The organism is Paraburkholderia sediminicola (genome assembly GCF_046027825.1).
Classification (GTDB): Bacteria; Pseudomonadota; Gammaproteobacteria; order Burkholderiales; family Burkholderiaceae; genus Paraburkholderia; species Paraburkholderia sediminicola_D.
Genome location: NZ_JAQQDU010000091.1, coordinates 17,632 through 32,268, shown reverse-complemented (window position 1 = coordinate 32,268; position 14,637 = coordinate 17,632). Strand labels below are relative to the sequence as shown.

The window sequence follows — 14,637 nt, the reverse complement described above, 5'->3', positions numbered from 1 at the left end:
TTCATGCATGGTTATTCTCTCAGTTTTGGTGCGCGACCGGCTCAGGCATGCGTGGCAGCGGCGGATGCCGCGCCATAGCCGGCCTTGGTGCGCATTCGATCGCGGCAGGCGTCGCCGAAGGCACGAAAGATCGCGGTGGACAGCGCGTCGTTGGCATGCTTCCATTCCGGGTGCCACTGCACACCCAGCGCGAAGGCACGCGCATCTTTCACGCTGACCGCTTCGATCAATCCGTCCGGCGCGGTGGCTTCTGCCACCAGACCCACGCCCAACCGCTCGACGCCCTGACCGTGCAATGAATTCACGCGCGCTTCATTCGTGCCGCCCGCGAGGCGCTGCAACAAGCCGCCCTGCGTCAGCGTGATCGAATGCGACGGTGCGTATTGCACGTCGAGGTCGTCTTCCTTGTTCTCACGATGGTCGTTGAAGCCCGCCACCGCGTGAACGCTTTGATGCAACGTCCCGCCGAACACCACGTTCATTTCCTGGAAGCCCCGGCATACCGCCAGTACCGGCACGCCTGCGGCAATCGCCGCGCGCAGCAGCGGCAGCGTCGTCGCATCGCGTGCGGCGTCGTGCAGCGTACCCGGCGCACTGGGATGACCACCGTAGCGGTGCGGCTCGACATTCGAATAACTGCCGGTAAACAGTAAGCCGTCGACGGCGTCCAGCACGTCCGCAGTGGACTGACGCTCGCCGAGCGCCGGCAGCAACATGGCCAGCGCCTGCGAGCCGTCCACGATCGCGGCGATGTACTTCTCGCCAGTGACGTGCGACGGGTGGACTCCCATCATCGTTCTGTCGGCGCTGATGCCGACCAGGGGTTTGTTTCGCATAACGAATAGACGTGTGTGTTCCCCGCGGGATGCGGCACGAACAACGTTAAACACAGCGCGGCACGATTCCGCAGCCGGACGCAAGGCGTCAGACCACCGGGGTAGTGCAGGCGGTCGTCGTCAACTGAACGCGCCGCGCGTGGTAATCAGGGAGGCTGTTCGATTCGATCCGTTGCGGCGCGCAAACTGATCTGATTCGCGTGAAACGTGCAGGCGGCAGACAGCACCGCACAGGCACGAACGCCTGGCTCAGAAGAGCGCGTACATGCAAACGGACGAATCGAACAGCGAAAAGGGGGGAGGCGCTACGGCAGCAGCGAGGCGACTTCGTCCGTACGCACGGCAATGAAGGCGCGCGCGGAGATGGAGTTGTGACGTCGAACTGAACGGCGGGACAGGATCGTGAAGACGGACAGGAAGCGGCGGAACGCAAGGCTGCCGTTGCTGCCGTCGGCGATGGCGCCGTCAGCGCGAGGACAACTCGCCTGACTACGATTCCATCTTACCAAAGGGCCTCGGACTCTCACGATTACACTCTAATGTCTATTGAACGGCTTGCTCGAAAACGCTAGGGGCGTTTAAAGAAACAGCACGTTGGGATGGTCGGAGCTACCGTTGCGAAGTTCATTCGCTGCGTCGCTAAACACACCTTCGTGTTTCGTGACGCCGGCATGACGACCGCCTGAGAACCATCGTATACGAGCCAATAATGCCGTCAAATCATTTTTATAAAAGATTTATCAGGGCTTTCCCGGGGGTGTCATTAGAATCGTTGTGTGTGGGAACATTCGTTGCGGCCACTATATTTCGGAAGCCTTTCAGGGGTTTTCCCCAGCGGCGCGAAGATCAAAGTGATTAGAATATTCAACACTCGCGGGCACACGTTGCCCGAGCCCACGCGCCCCGATCGTTTCCTATGTCAGAGAATTCAGCGATGTCTATAGAAGTAGCGACCCGCCTGCAATACATCCGTAAGAAAAATGGCCTGTCCCAGCGTGAGCTGGCGAAACGGGCGGGGGTCACCAATGGCACGATTTCGCTGATTGAACAGAACCGCGTGAGCCCGTCGGTTGGGTCACTGAAGAAACTGCTCGAATGCATACCGATGAGTCTCGCCGAGTTCTTCACCTTTGAAGTCGAGGTGGAACGCTCCGTGGTATCGCGCCGTGCCGACATGCCGAATCTCGGCAACGAGTCGATCGAGTTCTATCTGGCGGGCTCCAGTATCAAAGACCGCAACATGGGCATTCTGCGCGAGGTCTATCAACCTCTGTCGGATACGGGGCCGGAGATGCTGGAGCATGAGGGGCACGAGGGCGGGGTGGTGGTTAGTGGTCAGATCGAACTGACGGTGGACGGCGTCACGTGGCTGCTCGACCCCGGTGACAGCTACTACTTCGAAAGCCGTCTACCGCATCGTTTTCGCAATCCCAGCGCGGAGCATCTCTGCGAGATCGTGTCGGCCAATTCGCCGCCCACGTTCTAAAGACTCCGCGCCAACGCGCCGCGACGCATTTCCAAGCCGCCTGAAGTCGATGCCGGCGTGCGTCGAGCGCATAACATTGAGGCATCCTGATGGACAAGCAATCTCTCGCATTCTGGCAAGACAAAGCCGCTACGCTTTCGATCGAAGGCCGCGCGTTTATCGACGGCGAGTACCGTAACGCCGCGAGCGGCCGCACGTTCGACTGCCTGAGTCCGATCGACGGCAAGCTGCTCGCCAAGGTCGCCGACAGCGGCGCGACCGATGTCGACGCCGCTGTGGCAGCCGCGCGCCGCGCGTTCGACGCCGGCGTGTGGTCCGACCTCAATCCGCGCAAGCGGAAGGCGATTCTATTGCGCTGGGCCGCGTCGATCCGCGAGCATATGGATGAACTTGCGCTGCTCGAAACGCTGGACGCCGGCAAGCCGATTGCCGACACCACCTCGGTGGACGTGCCGGGTGCGGCCTATTGCGTCGAGTGGTTCGCTGAAGCCATCGACAAGGTGGGCGGCGAAGTCGCGCCGGCCGATCATCATCTGGTAGGGCTCGTTACGCGTGAGCCGATCGGTGTCGTTGCGGCAGTCGTGCCGTGGAATTTCCCGATCCTGATGGCGTCGTGGAAATTCGGCCCGGCGCTCGCCGCGGGTAACAGCGTCGTGCTCAAGCCTTCGGAGAAGTCGCCGCTCACCGCGATTCGCCTCGCTCAACTCGCGCTGGACGCGGGTATTCCCGCCGGCGTGTTCAACGTGGTGCCGGGCGCGGGCGAGCCGGGCAAGCTGCTCGCGCTGCATCAGGACGTGGACTGTCTCGCCTTCACCGGCTCGACCAACGTCGGCAAGCTGATCATGCAGTACGCCGGCCAATCGAATCTGAAGCGCGTCTGGCTCGAACTCGGCGGCAAGTCGCCGAACATCGTGATGCCCGATTGCCCCGATCTCGACCGCGCGGCGAACGCTGCGGCGGGCGCGATCTTCTACAACATGGGCGAAATGTGCACGGCAGGTTCGCGCCTGCTTGTGCATCGCGACATCAAGGAGGTGTTTCTCGACAAGCTGATCGCGGCTGCGCGCAGCTATACCCCGGGCAACCCGCTCGATCCGCAAACCTCGATGGGCGCGATCGTCGACGGTGTGCAACTCGAACGCGTGCTCGGTTATATCGAAGCGGGCCGTGCCGAAGCGAAGCTGCTGCTGGGTGGATCGCGCGTCAAGCAGGAGACGGGCGGCTTCTATATCGAACCGACCATCTTCGAGATCCCGGCTGCCGGCGCGAAGGTCGCGCGCGAGGAAATCTTTGGGCCGGTGTTGTCGGTGATTACGTTCGACACGGTTGAGGAAGCGATCAGGATCGCTAACGACAGCGAATATGGTCTTGCCGCTGCCGTGTGGACCTCGAACCTGACCACCGCGCATGAAGTGTCGCGCAAGCTGCGCGCCGGTACGGTTTGGGTCAATTGCTATGACGAAGGCGGCGATATGAACTTCCCGTTCGGTGGCTACAAGCAGTCGGGTAACGGCCGCGACAAGTCGTTGCACGCGTTGGAGAAGTACACCGAGCTGAAGTCCACGCTCGTTCGGCTGCGCTAAAGGATTCGCAAGCCAGCGCGGTGGCGTTCGGGAAAGGCGCCGCCGCGTTCCCAATGAATCCGAGGCCGGACGTTGCATGCTTTACCAGGAAGCTTCGCGTGCAACGCCGGCATGTTTATCAGGTATCAGGTCATCCATGACTGAACTCGTTTACGGCGACGGTGCGATCCGTCGTTCGTCACTCTATGGCTCGTCGATCGAAAACACCTACGCGGGTGTGTTGTCGTTCATGCGCCGCAAGTACACCCGCGAACTTGGCGGCGTCGACGTCGTGGTCTCCGGCGTGCCGCTCGATCTGGCCACGACATTCCGCTCGGGCGCGCGTCTCGGCCCGGCGGCCGTGCGGGCAGCGAGCGTGCAATTGTCGGAACTGCATCCGTATCCGTGGGGCTTCAATCCGTTCGACGATCTCGCCGTAACGGACTACGGCGATTGCTGGTTCGATGCGCACAATCCCATGACGATCAAAGAGTCGATCGTCGACCACGCGCGCACGATCCTGCGTTCGGACGCGAAGATGCTGACGCTCGGCGGCGATCACTACATTACGTATCCGCTGCTGATCGCGCATGCGGAGAAGTACGGCAAGCCGCTTTCGCTGATCCATTTCGACGCTCACTGCGATACATGGGCCGACGACAGTCCGGACAGCCTGAACCACGGCTCGATGTTCTACAAGGCGGTCAAGGATGGTCTGATCGATCCGAAGACCTCGGTGCAAGTCGGCATTCGCACGTGGAACGACGACTTTATGGGGATCAATATCCTCGATGCTGCGTGGGTCCACGAACATGGCACGCGCGCGGCCGTGGAGCGGATCACCTCGATTGTCGGCGAGCGGCCCGCGTATCTGACCTTCGATATCGACTGTCTCGACCCGGCGTTCGCGCCAGGCACGGGTACGCCGGTGGCGGGCGGCTTGTCGTCGGCACAGGGGCTGGCCATCGTGCGTGGGCTCGGTGCGCTGAATCTGGTGGGCGCGGATGTGGTGGAAGTGGCGCCCGCTTATGACCAGAGCGAGATCACGGCGATTGCCGCCGCGCATATCGCGTGCGATCTGTTGTGTCTTTGGCGGCAGCGGAAGGTCGCCGCACGCTAGGCACGCTTCACACGCTTCATCGGCTTGAAAGACTGCCGGCTCAGCCCATCGACGACGATCGATCGGGCTGACGCCGGCCTTCGCGCAAGCCGAGCGTGTAGGCAACGAGCGCGCCGCTCATGATCGCCAGTTGCCACATCAGCATGTCGCTTCCGCGGGCTTTCATGGCGAAGCCGGCGATAAGCGGCCCCACGATCGAACTCGCGGTGAAGGTGAGTGACACTAGCCGCATGTTGCGCGTGAGCGCGGCTTTGTCGCTGCATGCCGCCGCGACCATGCCGAGCGTAATGTATGCGCTGTTTGTGCCCCCGAGCAGCAGTGCGCTCGCGTCAGCAAGCCAGGAGGCGGGCGCGGCGAGCGCGAAACCGCAGATCGCCAGCGTGCTGAGCGCGGCACAGACGATTACCGTGGCGGCCAGGCCCGCACGATCGGCAAACCAGCCGACCGGAAATTGCAGCGCCATGCCGCCGACACCGAACAGCGTGAGTAGCGTGGCCGTCTGTGTGGTGTTGAGGCCGTGGGCATCGGCAAAGAGCGGGAAGAGGCCGTAGAGCGCGCCATCGCCGATTCCGCCTGCCGCGACGACCACCATGCCGAGGCTCACCAATGGGCCGATTGGGGCGCCTTTGCCGATCCTGCTTTTTTGCGCAGGCCGGGCTGCTTCAACAGCACGGCGCCCATCATCCGACGCGGTCAGCCACAGCGGTACGGCCGCTGCAAACGTGAAGGCCGCGCCGGCCGCGAACGTGATGCGTCCGTCGACTGCGCACCACACCGCCAATGCCGGGCCGAGGACGCCTGCGCTGGCGATCAGCGCCTCGTGAATACCCACTACACGTCCACTCGATTCAGCCGGCACAAGCCGGTAGAGCCACGTTTCATTGGCGATCCAGCGCAAACCGATGCCGAGCCCGGTCAGCAGGCCCGGTATGAGCCATAACGGCCACCACAGCGCGTTCATCGTCGCGAACGCAACAATCGTGGCGGCGAGACCGAGCGATACCGTGCGCTTCGCACCGATGCGTTCCACCAGCCAGGGTGCGATTAACAGGCCGGCCAGCATGCCGGTCCATTGCGAAGCAGAGAACAGGCCGGCGCGCGGCGCGTCGAGACCGTGATGCGCCAGCCAGACGGGCAGCACCATGAAGCCGATGCCGAACTGGCCAATCTGCGAAAGCGCCGAGACCGAGGTCAGCGCGGCGATCGCCGGCCAACGCACCGGCGCGGCGGCATTCATGCGTTGCTCCGCGCGGGCATCGGCAGACCTTGTTCGCGGCATTCGACCGGGCAGCCGGCTTTCAGGCAGGGACCATCGTCGCAAAGGCGGCACAGTTGCATGGCGTGTGCCGGATCGCGGGTTTCGTTCCACAGGATCTTGATCAGCAGGCTTTCAAGCACCGTGCGTTCGCGCTCGTCGAGCTGCCCGACGATGCGTTGGAGTATCCGGTCGCGTGCCGTTTGCAGGCGTTTCGCTTCACGCTTGCCGGAAGCGGTCAAGGCCAGCGCGACGGCCCGTTTATCCGCGCCGGATTTCTTCTCGACGAGCCCTGCGTCGACCAGACTCGCGACAGCGCGGACCGCGGCCGGATGCGAAAGATCGACCGCCTCGCGCAATACTTCAATGGATGAGTCGGGATATTGACCGACAGCGTTGAGCATGGCGCGGGCAGTGGGGCCCGCAAGCGCGGTCACGGCAGGCTGAGCGTTGATCTCGTCCGTGACCAGCAGGGCGAGCACGCCAAGCAGGTTCTCTGTACGCTGCGTCATAGGGATGCCTCAATGTGTGCAACATGCATATATGTATGTTGCACACATTGGTGGCGATGCGCAAGTGGTTTTTTGTGAACGTCAATCGTGCGTCGCAAGTCGCATCGATAACCCACGGGGCTGCGTCAGGACTTCGGCGCCTGCTCGACTGGCGAGCACACCGGCGTCACTGTCTGGTCTGCCAGCACTTTCCTGACGAAAGGTATCGAATCCTCCAGCGATGTGTTGACCGTGCCGTTATGTTCGCGACCCGCATACAGATGGGCCTCGACCGTGGTGCCCGCCGCGCACGCGTCTTTTGCCAGCGAGAGCTCCAGCGGCGCGAGACCGTCGTCCGCACCGATGCCGATGAACACCGGTGACTTGATCTTCAGGGTCGGGAACTTCAGATACTCGTCCCACCATGCCTGCAAACGCGCGTTGGCGCCCGGCTTCACGGTGTTCGCGGTGGTCAGTCCGGCGAGCGCGGCGTCGTCCTCGAGCGAGGCGAGGCAACTGATGCGCGATTGTTCGAGAATCGGCAGCGCGGAATCGGTGAGGATGTCGGAAGCCTTCAGGTCAGGGTCGATCTGTTGCGCTGACAGCACGGAATAGAACTGGTAGGCGAGCGTTGAATCGATCCGATTGGGATCACGCCGGTAAGCGGTCTTGAACGGCGCAAGCGATTCAAGGGTCTGCTTCGATGCGTTGTAGATCACGCCGGTTGCGACCGTGCCGCGGATGTCGAGCTCGGGCGCGTACGTGCTCGCGTAGCCGGCCGCGGCGAATACGGCGGAACCGCCTTGCGATTGCCCGATCAGCACAACCCGATTGGCGAGCCCAGGTACGCTGTGCAACACGGCGCGTACGCTGTCGAGCATCGTATAGCTATTCGAACGATTGTTTAGCTGCGGGTTGGGTCCGGGCGTGCCGAGTCCCTGATAGTCGGTTGCCACCACGGCGAAGCCTTGTTGAAGCCACGCGTTCAGATAGCGTACGTCGCGATAGGAGCGGCCGAACCACGAAGGCGCGCAGATATCGGCCATGCCGAAGGTGCCGTGCCCCCATGCGACGATCGGCCAGCCTCCTTGCGGCGGCTGGCCTTTGGGCAGGAACAGGGCGCCCGATACGGCGATCGGCGTTTTGCCGCCGACGCCATCGGTCGAACTGTATAGCAGGCGCAGTTGCTGGCCGGCATTGGCGAGCCCGAGCGTGGGCGGCAGTGGCTCTGAGCGCAGCAGTTCGCCGGGGCGTACGGGAATCTCGTCGTCCCACGTATAGAACGCGGACACGCGGCCGTCGCCTTGCAGCGGATCGGGCGCGGGTGCTCTCGCGGCGGCAGCGAAAACCATGCTGGACACTAGCAACGCCGCTAACGGCGCGGCAAACCACGGGCTGAATTTGACGCGAGCCGATGCGCGCCAATCTCGCGCTCGACTATGTTCTGTTTTCATACTGACGCCTTGAACGGTGGAGAAAGAAGGACGAGGCACGCGAGGCTTGCCGGCGTGAACCCGTTGAACCCGGGCGGCCTTCAACGCAAGTTTCGAACCATCACCCTGCGCGAGTGGCGAAACCTCACTCGCATCGGGGCGCAATGGTGCTGCGGTGCGACCTATGCGCATGCCCGCTTTGCGTCGTGCGCAACAGCCGCTGATGCTGCGCTGTTGGCCCAGCAGCAAAACCATCTGGTTAGAGCGCAGGTGCGCAGGTGTGGCGAGTGGTGACAAAGCCGCCGCACCGGAGTCCGCGAGGCTCGCAAGGATTGGCACGCTTGCTGCTAAATACCCCTCGCATCGATCCCTCACTTTTACCCAAGGACTCAACATGTCAGTCACGCAGACGCTGGAAAGCGGCGAACTGGTCGCCTTCGTCGAACGCATCCGGCGCGAGTTCGCGCAAGCCACGCGCGTCCTCAAGGAAACCCGCACCTTGTCCGCTACCAATACCTGCCAGGCTTATCAGCGTGTGCCTGGCACCGACCTCGTCGTGGCCGTGTCGGCGCCCACACCGTGGGCGCAATCGCAGGAGGTTCAGGCAGTCGTGGTGTCGTTCGACGGCAAGGTGATCCATGGCGATCCGAAGGCGTCCGGGCATGGCCCGCGCTATGCGGGCGTGTTCCAGGAAGCGCCGGAGGTCGACGTGGTGATTCACGTGCATGGTCCGTATCTCGGCGCGTGGGCGAGCGCGCACCGTCCACTGCCGATTCTGTATGCACCGGCGCAGCGTTATACGAAGGCCCGCGAAATTCCGATCTATATCGACCGGCGGCCGGGCGAGCCGCGTTTCATCGTCGACTCGATCCGGCGCGATCCGAACATACCGGCGATTCTCGAGGCGAACGGCGGGTCGACCTTCTGGGGCAAAAACATTCTCGACGTCTCGCAGTACATTCTGATTCTCGAAGAGGGCGCGTACTTCCAGGCGCTCGCGGAATCGCTCGGCGGCTCGAAGGAGTTCGGCCCGGGCGTGCTCGAGCAGCAGTGGAAGATGACCGGACTAGCCTGAGCCCTGGCGCTAGCGGCCAAGTGTGACGATGAGCGGCGCGGCGCAGTCAGCCGTGCCGCTTTGGTATTGATGCAGCCGGACAGCGTTATTGCCGGTTCCGTCATACTGTTAGCTCGATGTATTGGTTCGTAATGCGCGGCTGGCTTGATATCGTCGAGGCTCCCTCTGGATTCCTTGCTGGTCGATCAATGGCTGTTTTCAGTTTTCCCGATCCCACTTCGCACGCGATCACGATTCGTGCGAAAGCCCTGACGTTCGACGACCCGAAGTCGCTGGTGTTGCTCGAACGTATCCATCTGGTCGCACCGAGCGATGCCACCGTGCTCGTCACCGGCGAAAGCGGTACCGGCAAGGAGCTGATCGCACGGCTCGTGCATTCGCTGAGCGAGCGCCGTGACGGGCCTTTCGTCGCGGTGAATTGCGGCGCCTTCTCGGAGACGCTGATCGAGAGCGAACTGTTCGGTCACGAACGTGGTGCGTTCACGGGGGCGATCAGCAGCCAGCCCGGCTGGTTCGAATCAGCCAATCGCGGCACGCTGTTTCTCGACGAAGTGGGGGACCTGCCGCTTGCCGCACAGGTCAAGCTGCTACGCGTGTTGCAGGAACGCGAGGTGGTGCCGGTCGGTTCGCGCAAGACCGTCAAAATCGATGTGCGGCTGGTTACTGCGACCAATGTGAACCTCGAAGCCGCGGTACGCGCCGGGCACTTTCGGGAAGATCTGTACTACCGCCTGAACGTCGTCAAACTGAGCCTGCTGCCATTGCGCGAGCGGCCAGGCGACATCGGGCCGCTGATCCAGCACTTTCTCGAGAGCTACGCGAAGCGTTTGCGGATCACGCCGCCCGCGCTGACGGATGCCGCGCTCGAACGGCTCCATGCTCACTCGTGGCCGGGCAATATTCGTGAACTGGAGAACGTGATTCATCACGCGCTGCTGGTGAGCAGCGGCGGTTTCATCGATGTCGCCGATTTGCAGTTTTCCGCACTTTCGCTGGCGCCTCACGCGCAGGGTGCAGACGCGCCTGCGGCAACGGCAACGGCAACGGCAGCGGTTGCGGTTGCGGCCAATCCGGCGCGCCGTCCTTGCGATATCGCGGAAGCCACCGGCGCTTTGCGTGAAGCCATTGTCGATCTGCTGGAGCTCGGCACGCCCAGACTTTGGCAGCACATCGAGGACACCGTCTATCGCAGCACCTTCGAATTCTCCGAGAACAATCAGCTTCGCACCTCACGGCTGCTCGACCTGTCGCGCAACATCGTACGTGCGCGGCTCGCGCAACTGGGCATTCTCAAGCTGCGTGACGCCGGCGAGCCGGATTCCGCCGACGCGAGCGAAGCCGGCGACCGCCGTCAGGCGTGATCGCGCCAGCGCAGCAAGCGCTGCGCGACGCGCTCGCACAGCATGCCCATTGCCACCGCCAGCACGGTGACGCCTGTCACGCATACCAGCAACACGTCCACACGCGCGCCAGCCTGCGCCGTCTGCATCAGATTGCCGACACCTGCGCCCGCGTTGAATAACAGTTCGCTGCTCGTTGCCGTAATCCATGCGAACGGCACCGCTTGCAGGATGCCGGCGAACACGTCCGGTAACGCACCCGGAATCAGCACGTCACGCAACCAGCCAAGGCGCGTCAACTCGTACGACTGCGCCAGTTCGAAATAACGTTGATCGATACGGCGCAGTCCATCGAAGCTGCTCGTCACCATCGGATAGAAGGCGGCGAGGAAAACGATGAACACCTTGGCGAACTCGCCCGTGCCGCACCAGAGACTGATCAATGGAATCAGCCCGAGCAGCGGGACGTGACGCAACGCCTGGAATAACGGATGCACCAGCTTTTCGGCGCCGCGCGACAGCGCGGTCAACGCGCCTACCGCAACACCGGCGATCACGCCCGTGGCAAGACCTAACGTTGTGCGGCGCAGACTCGCGCCGAGGTCGACGAATAGTTCACCGCTTCTGAGGAGTTCGATACCCGCACTCGCGACCTGTTCGAGCGGCACGAACGCGTATTGATGCACGGCATCGCGATAGGCGGCGAATTGCCAAAGCCCGAGTAAGGCGAGCGGCAGGACAAAACCGCGGGCGCGTCGGCGCAGGGGGGATGTAGTGTGCAGAGCGATCATGGACGGGCGTTTTGCAAGAAGGAGCGTTCAACGGTTGGGCGTTTGCCAGCGCAATACGCGGCGCTGTACGAGTGCGATGCTCTGATCGAGGATGACGCCGATCAAGCCGATTGCGATCACATCGACCATCACAATGTCGATACGCAGCATCTGCCGCGCCATCTCCATCATTTCGCCGATGCCGCTGTCGGCGCTCAGTAACTCGACGGCGACCAGCGCAAGCCATGAGCGCGCAATCGCAATACGGATACCCGTGAGCAGCGACGGAATGGCCGAGGGCAACAGCACGTCGCGCAACAACGCAGCGCGGCCAAGCCCATAGTGGCGTGCCATTTCGATCAGGTCGCGCGGCACGCTTTGCACGCCTCCGTAGGTGGCCAGCGCGACCGGAAAGAACACCGCCTTGGCAACCACTACCACCTTCAGCGGTTCATCGATGCCGATGAGCAGAATCAGTATGGGGATCAGCGTCAGCGTCGGGACCTGCCGCACAATGTCGAAGAGCGGGCGCACGTAGTCGGAGAAGGTGCGGTTCACGGCGAGCAAGGTGCCGCACGCGATACCGAGCAGGCCGCCCCATACGAAGCCGATTGCCAGACGGCGCAGCGTGATCAGCAGGTTGTCCTGCAGGTCGCCGCCGGCCGCAAGCGTGCTGAAGGTGTCATAGACCTTGTGCGGCGGCACGAGGAGTTGCGGCGCGAACCAGTGTTGCGCGCCTGCGTACCACCAGAGCAGGAACAGCATCGCGGGCGAGACCCACCACAGCAGCGAGGAAGCGCGGTGCGACAAAGCCCGTACGCGAGGGGTCGCGACCGCCCTTGTCTGAGTGATGGGGGGGGATGGGGCAGATGCCGCGGCACCCGCCACCGTATCAACGGTTTGCGACATTCGTCGTGGCGCTCGCATCCCAGTAGTGTTCAAGCTTGAGTTCCTTCAACGCGTTGTTGACGAACTGTGGCGCGAGCAGGCTATTGACGTCCACGCCGCCGGACGTGAGTTTGGCCTGCTGGCTATAGGCCGACACATCGCGGTAATGCGCGCTGAGCGACGGCGTGAAAAGCGGCGCCCATTGGTCTTTCCAGGGTTGCTTCTCGTCGTCGTATTCGCGGCGCACCACGTTTTCGGGTTGACCCGAAGCACTCAGTATCTTGATGAACGCATCGCGGTTCTGCGGTTGCGAGATCCAGTAGGCCGCACGCACGTAAGCGGTCGCGACCAGTTGCGTGATGTCGGGGTACTGGCGTACGAAGTCGTCGGAGGCCCACAGTTCCGCACGCATCTTCCACGCGTCGGGGGCTTCCTTGGTCGACCAGATGATCTTGCCGACCTGCTTGTCCACGAGCGGGTACGCGTCCGAGAGCGTAAAGAATCCGTCGACCCGGCCCGCGGCGACAGCGGCGGCACCGGCTTGCGGATCGAGGTTATAGATCTTGAAGTCGGACAGCTTCAGACCGTTGGCTGCCAGCAGCTTGCCGAACGTCACTTCCCACGGGCGGCCGCGATTAAGCGCAATCCGTTTGCCTTTCAGATCGACGATCGACTTCGCCGTCGAATTGGCCGGGACGACCAGATAGGTGTTGCTGCCCACGCCGCCTGGCACGATCAGTTTGGTATGCGTGCCGGATGCGTTGACCACGACCGAGGGCAGGTCGCCGTATCCCGCGAAATCGATGCTGTGATTCGTGAAGGCCTCGTTGACCAGCGTACCGACCGCCGCGGTCGAGACCGGCACCCATTGCAACTGGATATGGTGTGCAGCGAGCGCTTTTTCCAGCGACTTGTCTGCATCGATCAAGGCGGAAGCACCCGCATATTGCGTTTTGCCACCGCTCGAATAAGCGACCACGGCGATCCGCACGACTTTCGGTGCATCGTCGGCGCGCGCAACGGCGGGGGTGAGTAGTGCGGCGGCGGTGAACGGTACCGTCATCGACCATGCGATGAACGCGCGCCGTAGCAGCAGGGAGAGAGCAGATGAGCGTTTCATGATGTGGGGATCAGACCTTAAGCGTAATGGTGGAACCAGCGGGTGGAACCAGCGGGCGAAACCAGCGGGCGAAACCAGCGGGTGAAACCAGCGGGCGGAAACCGGCGGAAGCGACGTGGCGTGGCTCGGGCGGCGCGCTCATTCACGCTCGCCGCTTGAGTGTCGAATGCAGCGCGTCGGCCATCGGGCGTGGATCGATCCAGTCGGCGATCTCGAAGTCGGTTTCGAGGAAACCCCATTCGAACAGGAAGTTCTTGAAGTCGTCGAGCGCGGCGACCGATTCCTCAGCGAGGTTCACGCCTAGATGGTGATGCAGGTTGCCGCCATACGCCGCGTGCACCCACTCGATCGCCGATGCGGTTTCGTGCGACACGTACTGTGCGGTTTCGTCGGGATGCGTACGTGCCCAGTCGCCTGCGGCGACCACGAGCTTGAGAAAGCCGGCGACGATGTCCGGGTGATTGGCGAGCACTTCCGCGTTGACCGTGAGCGGACGCGGTGTGCCGTTGTTGTTGCGGATATGCGGCTCAGGATGAAAGCCGATATCGATCACCACGTGTGCGCCGATCAGTTGCGCCACTTCCAGCCCGACCGACCCCTTCACGTAGATCGCATCCACCGTGCCGCGCAGCAAGGCGCCCGCTTCGGCGGCATAGAGCGCGCGGCTCGACAGGCCAAGCGGCAAGGTGAACAGTTCCGTGGCGGGATCGTCGCCGACTGACTGGAGCGTGCGAGCCGCTACATCGATGAGCTCGACGTCGCGCGTGGTCATGCCTTCCAGACTCAATGCATTGACGAAACCGCGCAGCGCGGAGGCGCGAAAGATATCGATGCGGTCAGTCGAACGGCGCGGAATCGCGATGCGACGGCCACGCAGTTGCTTGACCGACTGAATGCCGGAGCCCGGCAGCGTCAGGACCAATTGCGATTCATCGACCCACGAGAGGCCGATGACGCGCGTATCGGCCCGATGCGAGCGCGCCCACATCGCCGGAATGCTGCCGCCCTGACGAAACGACATCGCCAGTGTGTGATCGCTGATCGACGACGCATCGTGTCCCGCCGAGTCGCGCAGCGAGCGGATTGCGACGCCGTCGGCCGACGACTCGCCGTTGAGCCAGCCGAGATGCACGGCGATGCCAAGCGGTGTCGGCACCGGCGAACGTGCGTACCAGAAGGGATGCTGTTTGTCCGATGACGAATCGGGCCTGTCTGTCATGTGCGTTTTCCATTTCGAAGTTCGTCCTGCCTGCCGGCTAGC

The 14,637-nt window shown here is 62.9% G+C and carries 14 protein-coding genes; 5 read left to right on the top strand and 9 right to left on the bottom strand.

The genetic code is table 11. From position 1 onward, the window contains the following. Positions 1–41 precede the first annotated feature (41 nt). Positions 42–836, bottom strand: coding sequence for a gamma-glutamyl-gamma-aminobutyrate hydrolase family protein (locus tag PQQ96_RS33690; RefSeq protein ID WP_408300533.1), 795 nt, complete (start codon positions 834–836; stop codon positions 42–44). 305 nt (positions 837–1,141) lie between these two features. Further along, positions 1,142–1,345 carry a hypothetical protein gene (locus tag PQQ96_RS33685; protein ID WP_035516723.1) on the bottom strand — a complete coding sequence of 68 codons (204 nt, stop codon included), beginning with the start codon at positions 1,343–1,345 and terminating at the stop codon, positions 1,142–1,144. Between the two features lie 425 nt (positions 1,346–1,770). Here PQQ96_RS33685 and PQQ96_RS33680 point away from each other — a divergent pair, with 425 nt between their 5' ends. The 3 genes from PQQ96_RS33680 (at position 1,771) to speB (ending at position 5,004) form a co-directional block, all read left to right on the top strand. Then, complete coding sequence (locus tag PQQ96_RS33680) at positions 1,771–2,322, top strand: cupin domain-containing protein (protein WP_074287080.1); 552 nt, start codon at positions 1,771–1,773, stop codon at positions 2,320–2,322. Positions 2,323–2,411: 89 nt separating this feature from the next. Further along, positions 2,412–3,905, top strand: coding sequence for an aldehyde dehydrogenase (locus tag PQQ96_RS33675; RefSeq protein ID WP_408300530.1), 1,494 nt, complete (start codon positions 2,412–2,414; stop codon positions 3,903–3,905). A 136-nt stretch (positions 3,906–4,041) separates the two neighbouring features. Further along, positions 4,042–5,004 (top strand): agmatinase, encoded by a 963-nt coding sequence (gene speB / locus PQQ96_RS33670; protein ID WP_408300528.1) that lies wholly within the window; start codon positions 4,042–4,044, stop codon positions 5,002–5,004. A gap of 40 nt (positions 5,005–5,044) precedes the next feature. Here the strand turns inward: speB and PQQ96_RS33665 are convergent, their stop codons facing one another. From PQQ96_RS33665 to PQQ96_RS33655, 3 genes are all read right to left on the bottom strand, one after another. Further along, positions 5,045–6,241 carry an MFS transporter gene (locus PQQ96_RS33665; protein WP_408300526.1) on the bottom strand — a complete coding sequence of 399 codons (1,197 nt, stop codon included), beginning with the start codon at positions 6,239–6,241 and terminating at the stop codon, positions 5,045–5,047. Beyond that, on the bottom strand, positions 6,238–6,771 hold the full coding sequence (locus PQQ96_RS33660) for a MarR family winged helix-turn-helix transcriptional regulator (RefSeq protein ID WP_408300524.1): 534 nt from the start codon (positions 6,769–6,771) through the stop codon (positions 6,238–6,240). Before PQQ96_RS33660 ends, PQQ96_RS33665 begins: the two co-directional genes overlap by 4 nt. 125 nt (positions 6,772–6,896) lie before the next feature. Further along, the gene (locus tag PQQ96_RS33655; RefSeq protein ID WP_408300523.1) at positions 6,897–8,204 is read right to left on the bottom strand and encodes an alpha/beta fold hydrolase; all 1,308 of its coding nucleotides are present in this window, start codon (positions 8,202–8,204) and stop codon (positions 6,897–6,899) included. Positions 8,205–8,577: 373 nt separating this feature from the next. On the opposite strand from PQQ96_RS33655, the gene PQQ96_RS33650 reads away from it, so the two are divergent. Beyond that, positions 8,578–9,258: a class II aldolase/adducin family protein gene (locus PQQ96_RS33650; protein ID WP_408300521.1), complete on the top strand. Its 681-nt coding sequence runs from the start codon at positions 8,578–8,580 to the stop codon at positions 9,256–9,258. Positions 9,259–9,446: 188 nt separating this feature from the next. Continuing rightward, a complete protein-coding gene (locus tag PQQ96_RS33645) occupies positions 9,447–10,619 on the top strand; it encodes a sigma-54 interaction domain-containing protein (protein ID WP_408300519.1) in 1,173 nt (390 codons plus the stop codon). Here the strand turns inward: PQQ96_RS33645 and PQQ96_RS33640 are convergent. From PQQ96_RS33640 to PQQ96_RS33625, 4 genes are all read right to left on the bottom strand, one after another. Then, positions 10,610–11,389, bottom strand: a complete 780-nt coding sequence (locus PQQ96_RS33640; protein WP_408300517.1) for an ABC transporter permease — start codon at positions 11,387–11,389, stop codon at positions 10,610–10,612. The genes PQQ96_RS33645 and PQQ96_RS33640 overlap by 10 nt on opposite strands. A gap of 27 nt (positions 11,390–11,416) precedes the next feature. After that, positions 11,417–12,178: an ABC transporter permease gene (locus PQQ96_RS33635; protein ID WP_408300515.1), complete on the bottom strand. Its 762-nt coding sequence runs from the start codon at positions 12,176–12,178 to the stop codon at positions 11,417–11,419. A gap of 82 nt (positions 12,179–12,260) precedes the next feature. Then, positions 12,261–13,376, bottom strand: a complete 1,116-nt coding sequence (locus PQQ96_RS33630) for an ABC transporter substrate-binding protein (RefSeq protein ID WP_408300513.1) — start codon at positions 13,374–13,376, stop codon at positions 12,261–12,263. Between the two features lie 142 nt (positions 13,377–13,518). Then, positions 13,519–14,595 (bottom strand): ABC transporter substrate-binding protein, encoded by a 1,077-nt coding sequence (locus PQQ96_RS33625; protein WP_408300511.1) that lies wholly within the window; start codon positions 14,593–14,595, stop codon positions 13,519–13,521. Positions 14,596–14,637 lie beyond the last annotated feature (42 nt).

Excerpts from the sequence above, each read along its gene's own strand:
- PQQ96_RS33690 (WP_408300533.1), bottom strand. The coding sequence starts at position 836 with ATGCGAAACAAACCCCTGGTCGGCATCAGCGCCGACAGAACGATGATG.
- PQQ96_RS33680 (WP_074287080.1), top strand. The coding sequence starts at position 1,771 with ATGTCTATAGAAGTAGCGACCCGCCTGCAATACATCCGTAAGAAAAAT.
- PQQ96_RS33675 (WP_408300530.1), top strand. The coding sequence starts at position 2,412 with ATGGACAAGCAATCTCTCGCATTCTGGCAAGACAAAGCCGCTACGCTT.
- speB (WP_408300528.1), top strand. The coding sequence starts at position 4,042 with ATGACTGAACTCGTTTACGGCGACGGTGCGATCCGTCGTTCGTCACTC.
- PQQ96_RS33665 (WP_408300526.1), bottom strand. The coding sequence starts at position 6,241 with ATGAATGCCGCCGCGCCGGTGCGTTGGCCGGCGATCGCCGCGCTGACC.
- PQQ96_RS33660 (WP_408300524.1), bottom strand. The coding sequence starts at position 6,771 with ATGACGCAGCGTACAGAGAACCTGCTTGGCGTGCTCGCCCTGCTGGTC.
- PQQ96_RS33655 (WP_408300523.1), bottom strand. The coding sequence starts at position 8,204 with ATGAAAACAGAACATAGTCGAGCGCGAGATTGGCGCGCATCGGCTCGC.
- PQQ96_RS33650 (WP_408300521.1), top strand. The coding sequence starts at position 8,578 with ATGTCAGTCACGCAGACGCTGGAAAGCGGCGAACTGGTCGCCTTCGTC.
- PQQ96_RS33645 (WP_408300519.1), top strand. The coding sequence starts at position 9,447 with ATGGCTGTTTTCAGTTTTCCCGATCCCACTTCGCACGCGATCACGATT.
- PQQ96_RS33640 (WP_408300517.1), bottom strand. The coding sequence starts at position 11,389 with ATGATCGCTCTGCACACTACATCCCCCCTGCGCCGACGCGCCCGCGGT.
- PQQ96_RS33630 (WP_408300513.1), bottom strand. The coding sequence starts at position 13,376 with ATGAAACGCTCATCTGCTCTCTCCCTGCTGCTACGGCGCGCGTTCATC.
- PQQ96_RS33625 (WP_408300511.1), bottom strand. The coding sequence starts at position 14,595 with ATGACAGACAGGCCCGATTCGTCATCGGACAAACAGCATCCCTTCTGG.